Source organism: Alcaligenes sp. Marseille-Q7550 (assembly GCF_965112015.1).
This window is the reverse complement of the sequence record NZ_CBCOPU010000002.1, coordinates 772,383-792,398: the sequence shown is the minus strand read 5'-3', so window position 1 is coordinate 792,398 and position 20,016 is coordinate 772,383. Positions and strand designations below refer to the sequence as shown.

The following is a 20,016-nucleotide window of genomic DNA, read 5'->3' as shown; positions in this document are numbered from 1 at the left end:
TGAGTGTCAGTGGAGCAGGCTTTGAATGATCAATTTGCCCAGTGGCTGGAAACCGTGCCGGGACGTTATGTCCGTTCCTGGGAACAGGCCCAGGTCGATGCCGTCGTGGCCAACACCTTCGGTTATCATGCCATACAAATTGGATTGCCGCATTGGAACCTGCTGCAGGCCAGCCGGGTCTGCTTCAATGCCTGCACGGCGCAGGCCGGCGTGCAGGCACGCGGGCGCGACAACCTGGTGCGCGCGGAACCGGAACAGATGCCCTTCGACACCCAGAGCATCGATCTGCTGGTGCTGCCGCACGTGCTGGAGAGCGCCTGCGATCCGCACCAAGTGCTGCGCGAGGCCGAGCGGGTGCTGGTGCCCGAAGGGCGCATCGTGTTCACCGGCTTCAACCCCTGGAGCCTGTGGGGCCTGCACGAACGCATCCCCGGCCTGGAACGCGGCACGCCCATCCTGCCGGGGGACCTCATCTCCGCCACGCGCCTGCGCGACTGGCTCAAGCTGCTGTCCTTCGATGTCGAGGACACCCGGCTGGGCTGTTATGCGCCCTTGTGCCGCCAGCAGGCCTGGCTGCAGCGCTGGGCCTGGATGGAGGACAGCGGCGCGCGCTGGTGGGGGTTCGCCGGCGCCGTCTACGTGGTCAGCGCCGTCAAGCGCATGCCGGCGCTGCGCCTGGTGGGACCCAATTGGAAGAAAAGCCGTCGGCGGATGCGGCGCGCCGTGGTGGTCACGGGGCGGGCCGCCGACCAAGGAATGACACGTGTTCACAGGCCCTGAAACATGACAACTGTGGTTGATATCTGGACCGATGGCGCCTGCAAGGGCAATCCCGGCCCTGGCGGCTGGGGAGCCTTGCTCAGGCATGGCGGGCACGAGAAGGCCATCTGCGGCGGGGAGGCCGAGACTACCAACAACCGCATGGAGCTGATGGCCGTGATCCAGGCCCTGCGCCTGCTCAAGCGCCCCTGCCAGGTGCGCGTGCACACGGATTCGCAATATGTGCAGAAAGGCATGAAGGAATGGCTGCCGGGCTGGAAGGCCCGCGGCTGGCGCACGGCCGACAAGAAGCCGGTCAAGAACGCCGATCTGTGGCAGGAGCTGGAGGGCCTGGCGGCCCAGCACGAGCTGAGCTGGCTGTGGGTGCGCGGCCATGCCGGCGACCCCGGCAACGAGCGGGCCGACCAGCTGGCCAACGAAGGGGTGGAAATTGGCCGTCAACTGCAGAGCGCCTGATAGTACTATTAGAGCTTGGGCAGGTTACGACTTGCTTCAACGTTCAACCAGACTGCAGCGCCGGCCGAGCCGGTCGAGACGACCAGAACAATGATATCGAAGATCCGCCACGTCCTTGCGCCAGCCCTTGTGCTGGCATTTCTCGTCAATCCCGCGGCCTGGTCCCAGGGTACGGGAGGAACGAGGGTCGAGGTGGCCGCCGTGCAGCAGCGCGAACTGACGCGCGATGTGGCCGCCGTGGGTTCGCTGGTGGCTCGCGATTCAGTCATGCTGCGCGCCGAGATCAGCGGCCGCATCGCGGCCATCAGCTTCGAGGAAGGTCGTCCCGTCAAGAAAGGGCAGGTCCTGGTGCAACTGGACGATGCCATGGCGCGGGCACAGCTGCAGCAGGCCCAGGCCAACCTGAACCTGATCGGCAGCCAGCACAGGCGCTCGTCCGAACTGAGCCGGCAGGGCTTCATCAGCCAGCAGGCGCGCGACGAATCGGGCAGCCGTCTGGCGGTGCAGCAGGCCGAGCTGGACCTGGCCCGCGTGCAATTGGACAAGACCCGCATCCGCGCGCCCTTCGACGGGGTGACGGGCCTGCGCAACGTGTCCGTGGGCGACTACGTGGGGCCCGGCGCCGACCTCGTGCAGGTGGAGGCCATAGCGAGCCTGAACGTCGATTTCCGCATCCCCGAGCAATACCTGGCCGACGTGCGCGCCGGCATGCCGGTGGAGCTGCGCTTTGACGCCTTCCCGGGCCAGCCGCGGCGCGGCACGGTGCTGGCCGTCAGCCCGGTCGTGGATGCGGCGGGGCGCTCCATCCTGCTGCGGGCCCAGGTGCCCAATGAAGACGGGGCGCTGCGCCCGGGGCTGTTCGCGCGCGTGCGCCTGGAACTGTCGCGCCAGCAGGCCCTGATGGTGCCCGAGACCGCCCTGGCCCCGGCCGGGCAGGCGCAGTACGTCTACGTGGTCAAGGACGGCCGGGCGGTTCGCCGCCAGGTGGACGTGGGCTTGCGCCAGGACGGCTGGGTGCAGGTCAGCGGCGAGCTGAAGGCGGGCGAGAACGTGCTGGTCGCGGGCCTGCAGAAGGTGACCGACGGCGTGCCCGTGGACATCCAGGAGATCGTCGACACCCAGAAACAGCCCCAGCAGTAGGACAGGACCATGGTGCTATCCGATATCTGCATCCGCCGCCCGGTCTTTGCCACCGTCCTGTCGCTGGTCATCGTCCTGGTGGGGCTGATCTCCTACGAACGGCTGACGGTGCGCGAGTATCCGGCCATCGACGAGCCGGTGGTGTCCGTCATCACGAACTACAAGGGAGCGTCGCCCGAAGTCATCGAGTCCCAGGTGACCAAGCCGCTGGAGGACCAGCTCTCGGGTATCGAAGGCGTGGACGTGATGACCTCGCGCAGTCGCTCCGAGCGCAGCCTGATCAACATCAAGTTCAACCTGGACCGTTCGCCCGACGCGGCGGCCGCCGACGTGCGCGACAAGGTCTCGCGGGCGCGCCGCTTCCTGCCCGACGAGGTGGACGAGCCCATCATCAACAAGGTGGAGGCCGACTCCACGCCCATCATCTATATCGGCGTGGACACCGGCGATTACAGCCAGCTGGAGGCTTCGGACTACATCAACCGCTACCTGAAGACGCGCCTGTCGGTGCTGCCGGGCGCGGCCGAGATCCGGGTATTCGGCGAGCGCCTGCCCTCCATGCGCATCGATGTGGACCGCACCCGCCTGGGCGCCTACCAGTTGACCGTGCAGGACGTGGAGGACGCGCTGCGCAAGCAGAACGTGCTGATCCCGGCCGGGCGCATCGAATCCGAGGCGCGCGAGTTCTCGGTGGTGTCCTCCACCAACCTGGAGACGCCCGAGCAGTTCCGCGACATCATCGTCAGCCAGGCGGGCGGCTATCCGGTGCGCATCGCGGACGTGGCGCAGGTGCGCATCGCGCCGGCGGAGGAGCGCGTGCTGGCGCGCTTCAACGGACAGAACAGTTTGAACATCGGCGTGACCAAGCAGTCCACCGCCAACCCGCTGGACCTGTCCAAGGCGGTACGCGCCGAAGTCGCGCTGATCAACGAGAACCTGCCGGGCAACATGAAGCTGAACATTGCCTACGACAGTTCCATCTTCATCCAGAAATCCATCGATTCGGTGTACGCCACCATCCTGGAGGCCATCGTGCTGGTGGTGCTGGTCATCGTGTTCTTCCTGCGCAGCCTGCGCGCCAGCATCATCCCCATCGTGACCATACCGGTGTCGCTGATCGGCGCCTTCGCCATCATGTACATGCTGGGTTTCTCGGTGAACACGCTGACCCTGCTGGCCATGGTGCTGGCCATCGGCCTGGTGGTGGACGACGCCATCGTGGTGCTGGAGAACGTCTACCGCCACATCGAGGAGGGCAAGACGCCGCTGCAGGCTTCCTTCCTGGGCGTGCGCGAGATCGCCTTCGCGGTGATCGCCATGACCTTGACGCTGGTGGCGGTGTACGCGCCGCTGGCCTTCGCCACGGGTCGCACCGGCCGCCTGTTCATCGAGTTCGCCCTGACCCTGGCCGCCGCCGTGCTGGTGTCCGGCTTCGTGGCCCTGACGCTCACGCCCATGATGTGTTCCAAGCTGCTGCGTCCCCATGGCAAGCCGGGGCGCATCAGCCAGGGAATCGAGGACTTCCTGGTGTGGCTGACGCGCGCCTACCGGCGCCTGCTGCTGCGCGCCCTGCGCTGGCGCGCCGTGGTGCTGCTGCTGGGGCTGGCCGTGGCCGGCGCCAGCGCCGTGCTGTTCACCGTGATCAAGAGCGAGCTGGCGCCCGTCGAGGACCGCGGCGTGATCTTCGGCATCGTGAACGCTCCGGAGGGGGCCACGCTGGACTACACCTTGAAGAGCGTGCAGCGGGTGGAGGAACTGTACCGCGGCATTCCGGAGATGGAAGGCTATCAGTCCATCATCGGCTTTCCGACCGTGACGGACTCTTTCGCCATCCTGCGTCTGAAGCCGTGGGAAGAGCGCAGCCGCAATCAGCAGTCCATTGCACGCGAGCTGCAGCCCGGCTTTTCGGCCATCCCGGGGGCGCGGGCCTTCCCGACCAATCCGCCCTCGCTGGGGCGGCGCGCCACCTCCAAGCCGGTGGAATTCGTCATCATGAGCCAGGCGCCTTATGCCGAGCTGGCCCGGATCGTCGACACCTTCCTGGACGGCCTGAAGGATTATCCGGGCCTGCAGAACATCGACACCGACCTGCGCCTGAACACGCCCGAGATCCGCATCGAGGTGGACCGCGACAAGCTGGCGGACACCGGCGTGTCCGTGGACACGGTGGGGCGCACGCTGGAGACCATGCTGGGCGGGCGCCAGGTGACGCGCTACGAGAGCGACGGCGAGCAGTACGACGTGATCGTGCAGGTGGACAAGCAGGCGCGCTCCAGCCCGCAGAACATCCTGGACATCTATGTGCGCACCAAGGACGGCGGCATGGTGCAGGCGTCCAATTTCCTGACCGTGCGCGAGAGCGTCTCGCCGCAGTCACTGAACCACTTCAACCGGCTGCGCGCCGTGATCGTGCAGGCTTCCATCGCGCCCGGCTATGCCTTGGGCGAGGTCCTGGACCACATGAACGAGGTGGCGCGCCAGACCCTGCCCGACACCGTGCAGACCGACCTGGATGGACAGTCGCGCGAGTTCCGCGATTCCTCGGGCAGCATCTACCTGGTGTTCATGATGGCGCTGGCCTTCATCTACCTGGTGCTGGCGGCACAGTTCGAGAGCTGGCGCAACCCGCTCATCATCATGCTGTCCGTGCCCCTGTCCATGACCGGCGCGCTGCTGGCCCTGTGGCTGTCGGGCGGCACGCTGTCCATCTACAGCCAGATCGGCCTGATCACCCTGGTGGGCCTGATCACCAAGCACGGCATCCTGATCGTGGAATTCGCCACCCAGCAGCGCGAGGCCGGCGCCAGTTTGTACAATGCGGTGGTGCGCGCCTGCGAAATGCGCCTGCGGCCCATCCTGATGACCACCGGCGCCATGGTGCTGGGCGTGCTGCCCCTGGCCTATGCGGGCGGCGCGGGCGCCGAATCGCGCCAGCAGATAGGCTGGGTGCTGGTGGGCGGCCTGACCCTGGGCACCTTGCTGACCCTGTTCGTGGTGCCGGTCGCCTACACGCTGATCGCCTCCAGGCAGCTTGCGCAGGACAAGCAGCTGGAGCTGGGCGATGAGCCCTAGCGGCAATGAACTTGTATGGGAAACCTGATGCGTCAAATTATTCTGGATACTGAAACCACCGGCCTGGAGCCTCGCGAGGGGCACCGCATCGTCGAGGTGGGCGGCGTGGAGCTGATCAATCGCAAGCTGACCGGACGCCACCTTCACCTGTACCTGAACCCGGACCGCGATTCCGACCCCGAAGCGCTGGCCGTGCACGGCTTGACCACGGAGTTCCTGTCCCAGCACCCGCGCTTCAAGGACGTGGTCCAGGAGATCCTGGACTTCGTGCAGGACGCCGAAGTCATCATCCACAACGCGTCCTTCGACACGCGCTTCCTGGACGCCGAGCTGGAACGTATCGGCATGAAGCCCTTTGCCGAGTATTGCGGCTCCATCACCGACTCCCTGCTGGTGGCCCGGGAGATGCATCCCGGCAAGCGCAATTCCCTGGATTCGCTGTGCGAGCGCTATGGCATCTCCAACGCCCACCGCACCCTGCACGGCGCCTTGCTGGACTCGGAGCTGCTGGCGGACGGCTGGCTGGGCATGACGCGCGGCCGGGACGCCTTGCTGATGGATTTCGAAGAAAGCGAAGACCAGGACGAGGGCGGCGCGGGGCTGGCCCTGGGCAGGTTCGACCCCAGCGTGCTCAAGGTGTTGCGCGCCTCGGATGCGGATCTGGCCGAGCACGAAAAATACCTGGCCCAGCTGGAGAAAGAAAACAAGAAGCCGCCCATGTGGTCGACGGTGCCGGCGAACGAAACGGTCGCCTGACCCGTCAGGGCTGGCGGGATTTTTCGCCAGCCCTTGTATTTTTATTTTGACGGTGCTATAGTTTCTTTCTTCGCAGTTTGCTCTTCTTGCAAGCTACGGGCGGTTAACTCAGTGGTAGAGTGCCACCTTCACACGGTGGAAGTCACAAGTTCGAACCTTGTACCGCCCACCATTCCTTCCGCTATATCTCCCCATTCTCTTTCCCTGTCTGTGCCCTGGCGCATCGTTCAGCCTGGCTCAAAAAAGCATCTTTGCGTCGTTGCATCCGGATGGCAGGAAAGCTGTCCAGTTCGCGCAAAACATTGCACAAGACGTTTCGACTCCGTAACACCGGGCCTGTAAAGACTCCTATAACATGGTGAAACGCCTTACGCAGGCGTTCAAGCATCGTGCCCGCCCCCCGGCGCGCAGGCTCCGGAAATTGGCCGGGCTCTTCCCCCAGAATGGAGTCATCATGCGTACCAGCAAACCACTTTTCCTGTTGTTCCTGGGTGCCGTGTTGTCCGGCCCGGTCCTGGCCGAGGTTCCCAAGACTCAAAACGGCCACTTCATCGACGATAATGGCGCCACCCTTTACATGTTCGACAAAGACAAGGGCGGCAAGAGCGCCTGTGTCGACAAGTGCGCCAAGAACTGGCCGCCTGCGCTTGCCGGGCAAGAGGATGTGGCCAGCGGCGACTGGACCTTTGTGGAAAGCCATGACGGCAGACGGCAATGGGCTTACAAGGGCAAGCCTTTGTACCGCTTCGCCAAAGACGCGAAGCCGGGCGATACCTCCGGGGACGGTGTCGGCGGCGTATGGCATCTGGCCAAGCCCTGACAGTCGGTATCGCCGCTTCACGACGGCATGATCAGTCCAGGGCCAGGTTCAGGTCGGCAATGATGCGTCCGTAGCGCTCGTAATCGGCGCGCATGGCTTCGGACAGCTCCTGCGGCGTGCCGCCTATGCCTACGGTGCCCGAGCCGGCCAGCACCTGTTTCAGATCCGTGCTGTCCATGACCTGGCGTATGTCGTGCGCAATTTTCTCGCGCACGGCCAGGGGCGTGCCCGCGGGAGCCATGAAGCCTGACCAGGATACAAAGTCTCCGTAATGTTCGCCTGTGGATTCGGTCAGGGTGGGCGCATTGGGCAGCAGCGGGCTGCGCTGTCCGGCGGCGATGCCCAGCAGCGTCACCGTCTTGCCCTGGATGAAGGGCAGGGCGCTGGGCAACTGAGCGAACATCAGGTCCACATGGCCTCCGGCGACGTCGGTGATGGCGGCCGATACACTGTTGTAGGGGATGTGGGTCAGGGCCAGGGCATGCTTGCGGGCGAAGGCTTCGGCCGCCAGGTGCGCCTGGCTGCCCACGCCCGGCGAGCCGTAGGTCAGGCTGCGCTCGGGCTGCCGGGCCAGTTTCAGCAATTCGGCGGCGGTCTGCACGCCCAGGGCCGGATTGACGATCAGCACATTGGGCACCGAGCCTACCTGGCTGACCGGGTCCAGATCCTTGAACACGTCGAAGGGCCGCTTCTTGTACAGGTGCGGATTGACGGCCAGGTCCGAGACGGGTACGGACACCAGCGTGTAGCCGTCGGCCCTGGACTTGACCGCCGTCATGATGCCTATGGTGCCGATGCCGCCGGGCTTGTTCTCCACGATGACGCTCTGGCCCCATAACTGGGTCAGCTTGTCGCTGACGGCGCGGGCCAGGATGTCGGCCGAGCCGCCGGCGCCATAGGGCACGATGATGCGCACGGGCGCCGACGGAAAGTCCGCCGCCTGCTGCGCGTGCGCCGGGGGCAGGCCGGCCAGCAGGGCGGCGCCGGCCAGGATGCGGGCTAGTTTCTTGATCATGGCTTGTCTCCTCGGGGGATGTGTTTCTTATTCATGCGTGCAGCGGCTGATCGGACACATGTCCTGTGCGCTGCGCTTGAGCGGATCCCAGTCCTGCAGGCTGGGCCAGATGTCTTCGGCGAACTCCTGCACCTGGCGGCGCAAGGCGGGCAGGTCCACGCCCGGGATGATGCCGTCCCGCATGCTGATGCGGCCGTTGCAGATGACGGTGTCCACGTCGTCGCCGATGCCGCATTCCACCATGCTGCGGATCGGGTCCCAGACCGGGCCGTAGCGCAGCACGTCGCCGCGGCCGATGCGCACCAGGCACATGTCGGCGCGCGCGTCCGGCGCCAGGCGTCCCGGGTCGTCGCGGCCCAGCGAGCGGGCGCCGGCAAGCGTGGCGGCCTCGAAGACCTCGGCGGCGCTGGCGGCGGTCAGGTCGTGGCTCATGACCTTGCCGTGGTAGGAGGCGGTGCGCATGTTCATGAACATATCGCGCGGGTAGGTGTCGCTGCCTATGGTGATGTTCACGCCGGCCTGGCGATAGGCCTTCCAGTTGTCCAGCGTGCGCGCCCGGCGCACGATATTGATGGGGCAGTGGGAGATGGACACGCGCTGGCGGCCCATCAGGCCCAGGTCGTCCCCGCCGGAGTAATTCATCCTGGGGTGGTTGGAGATCAGGTTGGCATGGCCTATGTTCAGGGTGGGGCGCAGCATGCCCACATGATTGAGCAATTCGATGGGCGTCATGCCATGATCGCGTACGGTTTCCATGAATTCGATGACGTTGTAGCCGGCATGGGTGGCCATGGGCAGATTGAGCTCGTCGGCGGCGCGCACCGTCTGGCGCAGCAGCTCCAGGCTGCAGTTCTCGATTTCGCGGGGCACCAGGATGCCGTGGATCAGGTCGGAGTCATGCGCCTGGGCGCGGCGTATGAAGCCCAGGGCGTCCTCGAACAATTGCTGGCCCTTGTCGGGGTAGGGGATGCGCTCCAGGCGGCCATCCTCATCGGACTGCCAGCGTCCGCTGTCGTAGCCCGGCCCCAGGTATCCACGAATACCGCGCGCTTCGCATTGCGCCCACAATGCTTCCTGCACCAGCACGTGCCCGCCCAGTTCCACGAATGTGGTCACGCCGTTGCGCAGCAGTTCGGCCACGGTGAAGGCCGCGTGCAGGGCGATGCCCGGGTCGCGCGCCGCCTGCTCCTTGTCCAGGTAGTTGGGATAGCCGCGTATCTGCGTGCCTTTGCGGGCGATGGTCACGTCCATGTAGGGCTGGCCGAACAGCGAGGGCCGGCCGCCGTCGGCCAGCAGCTTGTGCAGGGCGCGGTGGCCGGAATGCACGTGGGTGTCGATGAAGCCGGGGGCCAGGACGCTGTCGGGGGCCTCGATGACGCGGTCCGCCGGGCCTTCGTAGCGCGGGCCGACGTAGACAATGCGCTCGCCTTCGTAGACGAGCTGGCCGTGATCGATCACGCCGTGGCGTCCGTCCTGGAAGGCAATGACCCAGCGCGCCTTGATCAGCGTTTTCATGTTGTCTCCTGTGGTGATGATCGTGGTCACCAGTGTCGGAGAAGCGGGGGAGCGGCGGCAATTCCGTAGCGGAATGATTGATTAGGCCGGATTGGAAAGAGCCGGCCGGGAGAAGAGGATGAAGAACCTGGATCTGGACCAGTTGCGCGTCTTCCTGGCCGTATTCCGGGAGGGCAACGTGAGCCGCGCCGCCCTGGCGCTGGATTCCAACCAGTCCACCGTCAGCAAGGAATTGTCCAAGCTGCGCCTGCATTTCGATGACGCCTTGTTCCTGCGCAGCGCTCAGGGCGTGGCGCCCACGCACAAGGCGCGGGCGCTGGCGCCGCGCATCGAGCAGGCGCTCGCGCTGCTCGATGATCTCTTGCAGATCGACAATGGCCAGGACGAGCCCGGCCGATTGTCGGTCCGTTTCCGCGTGGCCACGACCGAATACCTGTCCTACCTGCTGATCCCCGCGCTGACGGCGCACCTGCAGCAGACCGCGCCGGCCTGCAGCCTGGAGGTGCTGGACATGGCCGATCTGGGAGCCGAGGACTGGCTGCTGGGCGGCAAGGCGGACCTGGTGCTGTCCTCCTCGACGGCGGTGTCGTATCCCCTGTTTCGCCAGGAACTGTTCCAGGATCGCTACGTGGTGTTGATGCGCGCCTGCGGCCGCGACGGCCAGCGCATGGGCCTGGAGGAATTCTGCCGGCGCAGCCATATCGGCGTGCCAGGCCACAATGGCAGCCGGGAACGTCGCCTGGCCGACGCCTTGCAGATGCGGCAGCTGGAGCGCCGCGTGCAGGCGAGCCTGCCGCATTTCCTGGCGGTGCCCGGTCTGCTGGAGCGCACCGACCTGGTCATCAGCCTGGCCGAACGCATGGCCCGCTCGCTATGCGCCGGCCACGCCCTGGATGTGCTGGAGCATCCCCTGGCCCTGGAGCCGTTCACCGTCTACCAGGTCTGGCACGAACGGACCCGCGCCAGCGGCGCCTATGCCTGGTTCCGCGAGCAGGTCCGGCAAGTGTGCGACGGCATCCAGGCCGTTGCGCAGCCCGCCGCAGGCGGGCCCGCTTGAATCACATCCAGGTCAGGCCGATGGAGATCACGACGCCGGACACGAACAACTGGATCAGGCAGAAGCCCATGATGTCCTTGGCCTTCAGGCCGGCGATGGCCAGCACGGGCAGTGCCCAGAAAGGCTGCAGCATGTTGGTCCAGGAATCGCCCCAGGCCACGGCCATGGCGGTGCGCGCCATGTCGGCGTCCAGCGCCTGGGCGGCGGCGATGACCACCGGGCTCTGCACGGCCCACTGGCCGCCGCCCGAGGGCACGAAGATGTTGACCAGTCCGGCGCTCAGGAAGGTCCAGAAAGGCAGGGTCGTGGCCGTGGCGAAGGAGACCATCCATTCGGACAGGGTGGCGGCCAGTCCCGAGTCCAGCATGATGGCCATGATGCCGGCGTAGAAGGGGAACTGGATCACGATGCCGGCGCCGCCGCGTATGGCCTCGTCCAGGCTCTTGAGCAAACGCCTGGGCGTGCCGTGCAGGAGTATGGCCAGGATCAGGAAGGTGAAGTTGATCACGTTCAGGTTCAGGTCGGCCCCGCGCAGCACGTAATAGTCGAACAGATAGGCCAGGCCGGCAAAACCGATGAGCAGCGAGATCCAGCGGCTGTTCTCCAGGCGGTCGGCGGGGCGGTCGCTGCCGCCTTGCGCGTCTTCGGGGCTGTCCTGCAGCAGTTGCGGATCGACGTAGATGCTTTCCTTGTCGCTGGGCAGCATCAGGCGGTTGATCAGGGGCACCAGCACGAACAGCGCGATCACGATGGCCAGGTTGAACACGGCGAAGATGGTGTCCGAGGTGCTGATGATGCCGATCTTGCCTTCGGCGAAATGGCCCGGGGTGGCGATGGTCAGCGGCACCGAGCCGGCCAGCCCGCCGTGCCAGACCAGGAAGCCCGAGTAGGCGCTGGCCACCAGCAGGCGGTAGTCCACCCGCACCTGGCGCGCCAGCTCCTTGGCGAACAGCGCGCCCACCACCAGGCCGAAGCCCCAGTTGATCCAGCTGGCCGCCAGCGACACCAGCGTCACCAGGATGATGGCTGAGCCGGCCGAGCGCGCCAGCGAGGCCAGGCCGCGCAGCCAGCGCTTGACCAGCGGGGTGCTGGCCAGCATGTGGCCGGTCAGCAGCACCAGCAGCATCTGCATGGCGAAGGTCAGCAGGCCCCAGAAGCCGTTGCCCCAGTAGCGGACGATGTCCATGGGCGTGCGCTGCTCGATCGCCATGGCGGCGATGCCGGCGATCAGGGTCAGCAGGATGACGAAGATGTAGGGGTCGGGCAGATAGCGTTCGACCAGGCGGACCGAGCCGCGCGTCAAGGCTTTGAACATAGGGTGATTGCTCCTTTTTGCAACAGGCGCCGGTGCTGTCGTTGATCATGATTCTGAGGGGCGCCCGGGATGGGGCGCATCGGCGCGTGCGCCGCGCCGCCCGAGTGGGACGGCGCAGCCGGCTCAGTGTACAGGCAGGCGGGCATCAGGTAGAAGCGGGCGCGGGGAAACGGCCATCCGATGGGCGTTCCCCCGCGCCCGCGGGAACATCACCCGGGTTGAATAAGGTTTATGCCTTGATTTTATCTGGCTATGTACCATACTATATAACGGTGTTTTCGAAAGAACCATCACTCATCGCTCGATGATGGGTTCTGTTTACGGGCCCTTCGGGCCCGTTTTTTTTGAGGAGGCGCCGGCTGCAGGGCCGGAGTTCTTCGCCACGCGCCGCCGCGCGAATCAGAAAAACCGCTACATAGGGGAAAGAGGATGACGCAGCTTGTACCGCATGCCGGATCACGCCTGAACCATGGCGCCCTGGCCAGGAGGGGGGCACGGATTTTAATGGTCAGTACGTTCAGTATGCTGACTATTTCAGCGGCCTGCGCGCAGGAGGGCGAGCAGGTGTTCCAGTTGGGCAAGGTGGTGGTGCGCTCGGGAGCCGACCGGCAGGCGCCGCTGGGCGAGAGCTCCGTCAGCCAGGCGCAGATGCGGGCCTACGACCTGCGCGACGTGGGCGCCGCCGTCAGCGTGCAGCCCGGCGTGAATGTGTCGGCGGGCGGGCCGCGCAACGAACAGACCGTGTTCGTGCGCGGCTTCGACTCCCGTCAGGTGCCGCTGTTCCTGGACGGCATCCCGCAGTACGTGCCCTATGACGGCTATGTGGACTTCTCCCGTTTCACCACCTTCGACCTGGGCGAGATCCGGGTGGCCAAGGGGGCGGCATCCTTGCTGTACGGTCCCAACATCATGGGCGGCGCCATCAATCTGGTGACCCGCAAGCCCGTCAAGGAATTCGAGGGCGAGGTGCGCGCCGGCTACGCCACGGGCGACCAGCGTTATACCGCGCTGAACGTGGGCACCAAGCAGGGCGCATGGTATCTGCAGGCCGGGCTGTCCTGGGCCGACGCCCGCAGCTTCCCGCTGGGGCGCGGCTTCCAGGATCGGAAGGCGAGGCCGACGGATACCGGCGACATGCGCAGCAATGCCTCGCAGATGGACAAGAAGGCTTCCTTCAAGCTGGGCTTCACGCCCAACGACACGGATGAATACGTGATCGGCTACGTGAACCAGAAAGGGCGGAAGGACAATCCCGTCTACACCGGCGTCAAGGACGCCAAGCTGGGCAATCGCTACTGGCGCTGGCCGTACTGGGACAAGGAAAGCCTGTATTTCCTGAGCACCACGGATATGGGCGCGAACAACACCCTGAAGTTCCGCCTGTACGAGGACAAATACAGCAACGGGCTGGACATGTACGGCGACGCCACCTATTCCGCCCTGACCGGGCCGACCAGCGAATACACGGACAAGACCCGCGGCGGGGCGGTGGAGTGGGTCAACCGCAGCCTGCGGAATCATGACCTGCACGTCGCCTTCCACTACAAGGAAGATTCGCATCGCGATCCCAAGACCACGGGCACGGAACACTACAAGGACGTGACGACCTCGCTGGCTTTCGAGGACCGCATCGCGCTGGGCGATGCCTGGCGCCTGCGCGCAGGCGCCAGCCACGAACGGCGCAAGGCCAAGGAGGCGCATGATTATGAAACGGGCGCGGCCGACGCCGCCAATGGCTTGCTGGAGCTGGCCCATGACTGGAGCGAACAGATGGAGATTTACGGCAGCGTGGCGTACAAGACGCGCTTTCCGACCATCAAGGATCGTTACTCCAGCCGCCTGGGCTATGCCAAGCCCAACCCGGACCTGAAACCCGAGCACGCCGTCCATTATGAGCTGGGCCTGCGCGGCCAGCCCTGGGAAGGGGCGCAGCTGGAGTCGGCCCTGTTCCTCAGCCAGGTGCGCGACATGATCCAGAGCACGGTGATACAGGCCCCCGGCTGCGACAAGTTCCGTCCCGCGGGTTTCTGCGACCAGGCCGCCAACGTGGGCAGGGCGCGCCAGATGGGGCTGGAGCTGTCCCTGCTGCAGCGTTTTTCCGAACAATGGTCGGGCGGCCTGGCCTACACCTACCTGAATCGCCGGAACCAGTCCGATCCGGACGTGAAGCTGGTCGACACGCCCGCGCATCGGCTGTTCGCCCATCTGAGCTGGTCGCCCTCGGCGCAGTGGGAAGTCATGGGCACGGTGGAAACCGAGAGCGGCCGCTACTATTCCTATGCCGATGCGCGCGGCGAGCCGGTCTTCGAGAGAACCGCCGGTTTTGCGGTACTGGGCCTGAAGGGCATATGGCGGCCCAGCTCCGCCGTCACGCTGGAGGCAGGCGTGCGCAACCTGGGCGACAAGCTGTATGAGTACAAGGAAGGCTATCCCATGCCCGGACGCGTCTGGTTCGTGGGCGGCAGCTACCGTTTCTGATCCGCTGCAAGGCGGGCTTGCTCAATGAGGACACGGGATGCATCGTCGACATCTGCTGCGTACCCTGGCGGTCCTGCCAGCGCTGGCGTCCGGCCTGAAGGCCTGGGCGGGCGGGGCTGCGGATCGCGAAGAAACCGGATCTTTGCATATGACGGCGGCGGGCCGCCTGCCCGAACCCGCGCAGGTGCGCACCGTGGTCGCGGCCGGGCCGCCGGCCTCGGTGCTGGGGTATTGCCTGGCGCCCCAGACCCTGGCGGGCTGGCCTTTTCAGCTCGCGCCGCCGGCCCAGGCCCTGCTGCGGCAGGCCGGATCGGACCGTCCCTACCTCGGCCGCCTGGCCGGCCGGGGCAACACCTTGTCCCTGGAGCGCTTGCTGGCCCTGCGGCCCGACCTGGTGCTGGACATCGGCGACGTGAACCCGTTCTACGAATCGGCCGCGCGCGCCGTCCAGGAGCAGACCGGCATCCCGTACGTTCTCATGGGCGGACGATTGCAGGACAGCCCGGCCCAACTGGAGCAGGCCGGCCTGCTGCTGGGGCAGGCGGCGCGGGGCCGGCGACTGGCGGAGCAAGCCCGGATGGCGCTGGACCGCGCCCGGCAGGCCGCCTCGGGGCGGGCCGGCGGCTTGAAGGCCTACCTGGCGCGGGGCCGCGACGGGCTGGAGACGGGGTTGGGACAATCCATCCATACCGAAGTGCTGCGCCTGTGCGGCCTGACCGTCATGGGCGATGCGCGCCAGGACAATCGGCTCGGGCGGATTTCCCATGAGCAGTTGCTGGCCTGGGAGCCGGACATGCTGTTCGCGCAGGATGAAGCTTTCTTCCAGCTCGCGCGCAGCCAGGCGCCATGGAACCGATTGAAGGCTGTACGCGAAGGACGGCTGTATCGCGTCCCGGCCTGGCCCTTCGGCTGGCTGGACGGTCCGCCCGGCATCAATCGCCTGTCGGGCCTGATCTGGCTGAGCGCCTTGCTGGACGGTCCGGCCGCCGTGCCGGGCATGATCCGGGATCTGCGCGCCTTCCATGCCTCCTTTTACGGCATGGCCCTGACGCAGGCGCAGATGGAACGCCTGCTGCAGGGTCAGGACCCCGCGCAGGAGGGCGCATGATCGAGCGCCTGTCCTATGGCGCCTTGCTGTCGGGCCTGGTGCTCGTCCTGGCGGTCCTGGTCGTTCTGGCCCTGGGGCAGGGCGCCTATCCGCTGGATGGCGGGCAGGTGCTGCGCGCCCTGGCGGCGGGCGCCGGCGCGCGGGAGACGGGCGACGGCGCGCGGGTGGTATGGGGGCTGCGCCTGCCCCGCATCACGGCGGCCCTGCTGGTGGGCGCGGCCCTGTCGGCGGCGGGCGCCGCCTACCAGACCATGTTCCGCAATCCCCTGGTGTCGCCCGACATCCTGGGGGTATCGTCCGGAGCGGGCCTGGGCGCGATGCTGGGCATCTTCCTGAACGCCACCTTGCTGGGCGTGCAACTGGCCGCTTTCGCAGGCGGGCTGCTGGCGGTGGGCGGCGTACTTGCGCTGGCGCGCCGGCTGCGCCGGCATCCGCCCATTCTTGTCCTGGTGCTGGCCGGCATGGCCACCGCCGCCTTGCTGGGCGCCGGCATTTCCCTGATCAAGATACTGGCCGATCCGTATTCGCAGTTGCCGTCCATGACATTCTGGCTGCTGGGCGGGCTGAGCGCGGTGCGCCCGCACGAAACCCTGCCGGCCGCCCTGATGGTGCTGTGCAGCCTGCTGCCGGTCTGGCTGCTGCGCTGGCGCATCAATGTGCTGGCCCTTCAGGACGACGAGGCGCGCTCGCTGGGCATGCCGGTATCCGCGCTGCGCCTGGGCCTGATCGTCTGCGCCACCCTGATGACGGCCGTCTCCGTCGCCCTGGCCGGCATCATAGGCTGGGTGGGCCTGCTGGTGCCGCACATGGCGCGTCTGCTGGCCGGCCCTGATTTTTCCCGTCTCCTGCCGGTCTGCATCGTGCTGGGAGCGGCTTTTCTGCTCCTGGCCGATACGCTGGCGCGCAGCCTGGGCACGCTGGAACTGCCGCTGGGCGTGCTCACCGCGCTGGTGGGCGCGCCGGGTTTCCTGCTCCTGCTGGCGCGCAGCGGGAGGCCGGCATGAACAGGGAGGCGATACAGGCCATGGGCCTGGCCGTGGGCTACGGTCGGCGGGTCGTGGCCAGCGGCCTGGACCTGGAGGTCCGGGCCGGCCAGGTCGTATGCCTGCTCGGGCCCAATGGCAGCGGCAAGTCCACTCTGCTGCGCACCTTGCTGGGCTTGCAGCCGCCGCTGGGCGGGACGGTGCGGGTCGGCGGGCGGGCGCTGGATGCCTGGGGAAGGGCGGCCCTGGCGCGCCAATTGGCCTATGTGCCGCAGGCGCAGGATCCGCCTTTCTCCTTCACGGTCGAGCAATGGGTATTGCTGGGCTGCGCCAGCGGACTGCCCTGGTTTGCGCAACCCGGCGCGCCCGAGCGCCAATGGGCCATGGCCTGCCTGGAACGCCTGGGCATCGAGTCTCTGGCGCGCAGCCGCCTGGACCGCATCAGAGGCGGCGAGCGACAACTGGCCTTGATCGCGCGGGCGCTGGCCCAGCGTTCCCGCTTCCTGATCATGGACGAGCCGGCTTCCAGCCTGGATTTCGCCAATCAGGTGCGTGTGCTGGAGCAGGTCGCGCACCTGCGCGGCGAAGGGTTGGGCGTGCTCATGTGCACTCATCAGCCCGAGCATGCCGCGCGCGCGGCCGACTGGGTGGTGTTGTACAGGGATGGGGGGATAGTGGCGCAGGGCGAACCGCGTGCGATGTTGAGCCGCGGACGGCTGCGCCAGTTGTACCAGTTGCCGGAGCGCGCCTTCGAGCTGCCCGACTGGTACGGGCAGGCCTGGCAGGACGTTTGAGCCGCCGCAGGCGGCCCGGCCCTGGACAGGTTCTTACATATTCTTCAGCGCGGCGCGGCCGTATTGATTGTTGTGTTCCACGACCTTGGTCAGCATGGCCATGAAAGTCTGGCGCTGCTTGCCGGTCAGGGGATCGAGCAGGCGTTCCTGGGCGCGGTTCATGCCCGCGCTCAGCTCCTGCATGACGGCCAGGCCCGCTTCGGTGATGTAGGTCTGGCGTGAACGGCGGTCGTCCGGGTTGACGCGCCGGGCCAGCAGCCCTTTTTCTTCCAGCCGGCGTATGACGTCGGCCGAGGTGGTGCGGTCCAGGCCCAGTTCGTAGCCTATGGTGGTCTGGTCCAGCCAGGGCGAGCCCATGAGCACCGACAGCACGCCGTGCTGCACGGGCGTGATGTCGCTCTTGCACTCTTCGTAGAACATGGCGTAGTGGATCTGGTTCAGCCGGCGCACCAGGAACCCCGGACGCGACCACAGCTTGCGCCGGTACAGTTCGGCGTTCTCTTCTTCCACCGGACCCAGGATCTCGGCCTCGTTGGCCTCCAGTCGTTCTTCTTGCTTTAACTCGGCGTGATTCTTCATGGATAAGTCAGTCATCGATTGAGTGGCCAGCCGTTGTGCGGGACGGCGGGCGGGACGACCTGCGGAGGGTAAGGCGGCAGGGTCGGCGGGTACAAGGAAAGCGGGGCTACGGCTGCGGCGGCAGGCCCCGGATTTCAACTTTGTATTCGTTTCCAAGGGCGCTGTCCATGCTCCGAAGTATATGTGATTTCCCGACTTGCTGAAAACAAAAATAATCAGCATACTGATAGATATTGTTGGGGGGTCAAGGCATTGACCTTATGTAAATCAATAATTTAGGGAAGATATACGGCGAAACGTATTCCAAAAATAGCACTGGAGGAGCACTTCAACGCCGTCGGTTTCGAGGATTACTCGAAGGCTTTCGTCAAGCACATCGACAGCGCCGATGCGCGTGAACTGATGGCCCGGCTGCACGACTTCGACGCCCAGCGCCTGGAGATCATGGACAAGGCCGGCATCGAATATGTGGTGCTGTCCCAGACCGGCCCCGGCGTGCAGGCGGAGAAGGATGTTTCGGTCGCCATCGAGCGCTCCCGCCAGAACAATGATTTCCTGGCGCAGCAGATCGCCCGCCATCCGGATCGTCTGGGCGGCTTCGCCACGCTGCCCATGCAGGACCCGGCCGCCGCCGCGCAGGAGCTGACCCGCGCCGTCCAGGACCTGGGCCTGAAAGGCGCCCTGGTCAACGGCCACACGCATGGCGTGTACTACGACGACCGTGCCTACGACGGGTTCTGGGAAACCGTCCAGAAGCTGGATGTGCCGTTCTACCTGCATCCCTTCGATTCCTACCAGATGCCGCATGCCTATTCGGGCCATCCCGAGCTGGCCGGCGCGACCTGGGGCTGGGGCGTGGAGACCGGCACGCATGCGCTGCGCATGCTGTTCGGCGGCGTGTTCGACCGCTGCCCGGAGGTCAAGCTGATCCTGGGTCACATGGGCGAGGGCCTGCCTTTCCAGCGCTGGCGCTACGACAGCCGCTTCGCCGTCTATCCGCACGGCGTCACCCTGAAGCGCAAGCCGTCCGAATACATAGGCAGCAATATCCTGATCACGACCTCGGGCGTCTGCTCCGCTCCGACGCTGATGGGCGCCATCGGCGAGATGGGCGCCGAGGCCGTGCTGTTCTCGGTGGACTACCCGTACGAATCCACCGAGATCGCTGCGGACTTCATCGAAGCCGCACCCATGGACGACAAGACGCGCGAGCTGGTCTGCTATGGTAACGCCGCGCGCCTGTTCAAGCTGGACCGGAGCTGAGCATGAGCCAATACCTGTACGGCGGCCATGTCCATGCCAATGGCATACGCCAGCATTATCTGCGCTATGGGGGCGCGGGCGAGGGGCGCGATCAGCGTCCGGCCGTCATCATCGTGCCCGGCATCACCAGCCCGGCGGTGACCTGGGGTTTTGTCGGCGAGCAGTTCGGTCGGCACTTCGACACCTACATCCAGGACGTGCGCGGCCGCGGCCTGAGTGAAGCCGCGCAAGGCATGGACTACAGCCTGGACGCCCAGGCCGACGACCTGATCGCCCTGGCGCAGGCGCTGGGCCTGGAGCGCTACATCGTGGTCGGGCACTCCATGGGGGCGCGCATCGGGTTGCGCGCCGCGCGCAAGAACAGCCGGGGCCTGGAGCGCCTGGTCATGGTGGACCCGCCCGTATCGGGTCCGGGACGCCGCGCCTATCCCGCCAAGCTGCCCTGGTACGTGGACTCCATGGCCATGGCCCGCAAGGGCTGCACGGCCGAGGACATGCGCGTCTTCTGCCCGACCTGGACCGAGGAGCAGCTGCAACTGCGCGCCCAGTGGCTGCACACCTGCCACGAGCCGGCCATCCTGGCCAGCTTCGAGGGCTTCCATACGGATGACGTCCATGCGGACCTGCCGCATCTGACCGTCCCCGCCTTGCTGATGACCGCCGAGCGCGGCGACGTGGTGCGCGACGAGGACGTGGCCGAGATCCAGCAACTGGCAAAAAGCGTGCAGCATGTGCGCGTCCCCGATGCGGGCCACATGATCCCCTGGGACAACGAGGCCGGCTTTTACGCCGCCTTCGGCGATTTTCTGGGCCGGCCGCTGGCGTGACGGATACCGGGCCGCTGCGGCGGCCCATCATGGCCACGCGCCAACGGCGCCTCCGCAT

17 protein-coding genes and 1 tRNA gene are annotated in these 20,016 nt (G+C 66.3%); 14 read left to right on the top strand and 4 right to left on the bottom strand.

Annotated features, from left to right (window positions below; all coding sequences use genetic code 11):
* Positions 1 to 9 precede the first annotated feature (9 nt).
* The 7 genes from ACWPWO_RS13115 to ACWPWO_RS13085 all read left to right on the top strand — a co-directional run bounded on the left by ACWPWO_RS13115 (position 10) and on the right by ACWPWO_RS13085 (position 7,024).
* Positions 10 to 780: a class I SAM-dependent methyltransferase gene (locus ACWPWO_RS13115; protein ID WP_454006951.1), complete on the top strand. Its 771-nt coding sequence runs from the start codon at positions 10 to 12 to the stop codon at positions 778 to 780.
* A gap of 3 nt (positions 781 to 783) precedes the next feature.
* On the top strand, positions 784 to 1,236 hold the full coding sequence (rnhA, locus tag ACWPWO_RS13110; RefSeq protein ID WP_454006950.1) for a ribonuclease HI: 453 nt from the start codon (positions 784 to 786) through the stop codon (positions 1,234 to 1,236).
* Between the two features lie 90 nt (positions 1,237 to 1,326).
* The gene (locus ACWPWO_RS13105; protein WP_454006949.1) at positions 1,327 to 2,376 is read left to right on the top strand and encodes an efflux RND transporter periplasmic adaptor subunit; all 1,050 of its coding nucleotides are present in this window, start codon (positions 1,327 to 1,329) and stop codon (positions 2,374 to 2,376) included.
* A 9-nt stretch (positions 2,377 to 2,385) separates the two neighbouring features.
* Complete coding sequence (locus ACWPWO_RS13100) at positions 2,386 to 5,448, top strand: efflux RND transporter permease subunit (protein WP_454006948.1); 3,063 nt, start codon at positions 2,386 to 2,388, stop codon at positions 5,446 to 5,448.
* Between the two features lie 27 nt (positions 5,449 to 5,475).
* Positions 5,476 to 6,204 carry a DNA polymerase III subunit epsilon gene (gene dnaQ, locus ACWPWO_RS13095; RefSeq protein ID WP_454006947.1) on the top strand — a complete coding sequence of 243 codons (729 nt, stop codon included), beginning with the start codon at positions 5,476 to 5,478 and terminating at the stop codon, positions 6,202 to 6,204.
* 97 nt (positions 6,205 to 6,301) lie between these two features.
* Positions 6,302 to 6,376 (top strand) — tRNA-Val (locus ACWPWO_RS13090).
* Positions 6,377 to 6,658: 282 nt separating this feature from the next.
* On the top strand, positions 6,659 to 7,024 hold the full coding sequence (locus ACWPWO_RS13085) for a COG4315 family predicted lipoprotein (protein ID WP_454006946.1): 366 nt from the start codon (positions 6,659 to 6,661) through the stop codon (positions 7,022 to 7,024).
* Between the two features lie 31 nt (positions 7,025 to 7,055).
* Here the strand turns inward: ACWPWO_RS13085 and ACWPWO_RS13080 are convergent, their stop codons facing one another.
* Together ACWPWO_RS13080 and ACWPWO_RS13075 are read right to left on the bottom strand one after the other, a co-directional pair.
* Entirely contained in the window at positions 7,056 to 8,039 is a 984-nt protein-coding gene (locus ACWPWO_RS13080) for a Bug family tripartite tricarboxylate transporter substrate binding protein (RefSeq protein ID WP_454006945.1), read from the bottom strand.
* A 27-nt stretch (positions 8,040 to 8,066) separates the two neighbouring features.
* Positions 8,067 to 9,554: a chlorohydrolase family protein gene (locus ACWPWO_RS13075; protein WP_454006944.1), complete on the bottom strand. Its 1,488-nt coding sequence runs from the start codon at positions 9,552 to 9,554 to the stop codon at positions 8,067 to 8,069.
* A gap of 118 nt (positions 9,555 to 9,672) precedes the next feature.
* Here ACWPWO_RS13075 and ACWPWO_RS13070 point away from each other — a divergent pair, with 118 nt between their 5' ends.
* Positions 9,673 to 10,611, top strand: a complete 939-nt coding sequence (locus tag ACWPWO_RS13070; RefSeq protein WP_454006943.1) for a LysR family transcriptional regulator — start codon at positions 9,673 to 9,675, stop codon at positions 10,609 to 10,611.
* A gap of 1 nt (position 10,612) precedes the next feature.
* On the opposite strand, the gene ACWPWO_RS13065 is transcribed toward ACWPWO_RS13070, so the two are convergent.
* Complete coding sequence (locus ACWPWO_RS13065) at positions 10,613 to 11,926, bottom strand: short-chain fatty acid transporter (RefSeq protein ID WP_454006942.1); 1,314 nt, start codon at positions 11,924 to 11,926, stop codon at positions 10,613 to 10,615.
* Positions 11,927 to 12,448: 522 nt separating this feature from the next.
* On the opposite strand from ACWPWO_RS13065, the gene ACWPWO_RS13060 reads away from it, so the two are divergent.
* Genes ACWPWO_RS13060 through ACWPWO_RS13045 form a run of 4 tightly spaced genes read left to right on the top strand, consistent with a single transcriptional unit; the run spans position 12,449 to position 17,289 of the window.
* Positions 12,449 to 14,404 (top strand): TonB-dependent receptor plug domain-containing protein, encoded by a 1,956-nt coding sequence (locus ACWPWO_RS13060; RefSeq protein ID WP_454006941.1) that lies wholly within the window; start codon positions 12,449 to 12,451, stop codon positions 14,402 to 14,404.
* A 37-nt stretch (positions 14,405 to 14,441) separates the two neighbouring features.
* On the top strand, positions 14,442 to 15,512 hold the full coding sequence (locus tag ACWPWO_RS13055; protein ID WP_454006940.1) for an ABC transporter substrate-binding protein: 1,071 nt from the start codon (positions 14,442 to 14,444) through the stop codon (positions 15,510 to 15,512).
* Positions 15,509 to 16,516 carry a FecCD family ABC transporter permease gene (locus ACWPWO_RS13050; protein ID WP_454006939.1) on the top strand — a complete coding sequence of 336 codons (1,008 nt, stop codon included), beginning with the start codon at positions 15,509 to 15,511 and terminating at the stop codon, positions 16,514 to 16,516. The genes ACWPWO_RS13055 and ACWPWO_RS13050 overlap by 4 nt, the downstream gene beginning before the upstream one ends.
* Complete coding sequence (locus ACWPWO_RS13045; protein WP_454006938.1) at positions 16,513 to 17,289, top strand: ABC transporter ATP-binding protein; 777 nt, start codon at positions 16,513 to 16,515, stop codon at positions 17,287 to 17,289. Before ACWPWO_RS13050 ends, ACWPWO_RS13045 begins: the two co-directional genes overlap by 4 nt.
* Before the next feature lie 33 nt (positions 17,290 to 17,322).
* Here the strand turns inward: ACWPWO_RS13045 and ACWPWO_RS13040 are convergent, their stop codons facing one another.
* Complete coding sequence (locus ACWPWO_RS13040; RefSeq protein WP_394061636.1) at positions 17,323 to 17,883, bottom strand: MarR family winged helix-turn-helix transcriptional regulator; 561 nt, start codon at positions 17,881 to 17,883, stop codon at positions 17,323 to 17,325.
* 285 nt (positions 17,884 to 18,168) lie between these two features.
* Between ACWPWO_RS13040 and ACWPWO_RS13035 the strand changes: the two genes are divergently transcribed.
* Positions 18,169 to 19,131 carry an amidohydrolase family protein gene (locus ACWPWO_RS13035; RefSeq protein WP_454007491.1) on the top strand — a complete coding sequence of 321 codons (963 nt, stop codon included), beginning with the start codon at positions 18,169 to 18,171 and terminating at the stop codon, positions 19,129 to 19,131.
* 2 nt (positions 19,132 to 19,133) lie between these two features.
* Entirely contained in the window at positions 19,134 to 19,958 is an 825-nt protein-coding gene (locus tag ACWPWO_RS13030) for an alpha/beta fold hydrolase (protein WP_454006937.1), read from the top strand.
* Positions 19,959 to 20,016 lie beyond the last annotated feature (58 nt).

Excerpts from the sequence above, each read along its gene's own strand:
- rnhA (WP_454006950.1), top strand. The coding sequence starts at position 784 with ATGACAACTGTGGTTGATATCTGGACCGATGGCGCCTGCAAGGGCAAT.
- ACWPWO_RS13105 (WP_454006949.1), top strand. The coding sequence starts at position 1,327 with ATGATATCGAAGATCCGCCACGTCCTTGCGCCAGCCCTTGTGCTGGCA.
- ACWPWO_RS13100 (WP_454006948.1), top strand. The coding sequence starts at position 2,386 with ATGGTGCTATCCGATATCTGCATCCGCCGCCCGGTCTTTGCCACCGTC.
- dnaQ (WP_454006947.1), top strand. The coding sequence starts at position 5,476 with ATGCGTCAAATTATTCTGGATACTGAAACCACCGGCCTGGAGCCTCGC.
- ACWPWO_RS13085 (WP_454006946.1), top strand. The coding sequence starts at position 6,659 with ATGCGTACCAGCAAACCACTTTTCCTGTTGTTCCTGGGTGCCGTGTTG.
- ACWPWO_RS13080 (WP_454006945.1), bottom strand. The coding sequence starts at position 8,039 with ATGATCAAGAAACTAGCCCGCATCCTGGCCGGCGCCGCCCTGCTGGCC.
- ACWPWO_RS13075 (WP_454006944.1), bottom strand. The coding sequence starts at position 9,554 with ATGAAAACGCTGATCAAGGCGCGCTGGGTCATTGCCTTCCAGGACGGA.
- ACWPWO_RS13070 (WP_454006943.1), top strand. The coding sequence starts at position 9,673 with ATGAAGAACCTGGATCTGGACCAGTTGCGCGTCTTCCTGGCCGTATTC.
- ACWPWO_RS13065 (WP_454006942.1), bottom strand. The coding sequence starts at position 11,926 with ATGTTCAAAGCCTTGACGCGCGGCTCGGTCCGCCTGGTCGAACGCTAT.
- ACWPWO_RS13060 (WP_454006941.1), top strand. The coding sequence starts at position 12,449 with ATGCTGACTATTTCAGCGGCCTGCGCGCAGGAGGGCGAGCAGGTGTTC.
- ACWPWO_RS13055 (WP_454006940.1), top strand. The coding sequence starts at position 14,442 with ATGCATCGTCGACATCTGCTGCGTACCCTGGCGGTCCTGCCAGCGCTG.
- ACWPWO_RS13050 (WP_454006939.1), top strand. The coding sequence starts at position 15,509 with ATGATCGAGCGCCTGTCCTATGGCGCCTTGCTGTCGGGCCTGGTGCTC.
- ACWPWO_RS13045 (WP_454006938.1), top strand. The coding sequence starts at position 16,513 with ATGAACAGGGAGGCGATACAGGCCATGGGCCTGGCCGTGGGCTACGGT.
- ACWPWO_RS13040 (WP_394061636.1), bottom strand. The coding sequence starts at position 17,883 with ATGACTGACTTATCCATGAAGAATCACGCCGAGTTAAAGCAAGAAGAA.
- ACWPWO_RS13030 (WP_454006937.1), top strand. The coding sequence starts at position 19,134 with ATGAGCCAATACCTGTACGGCGGCCATGTCCATGCCAATGGCATACGC.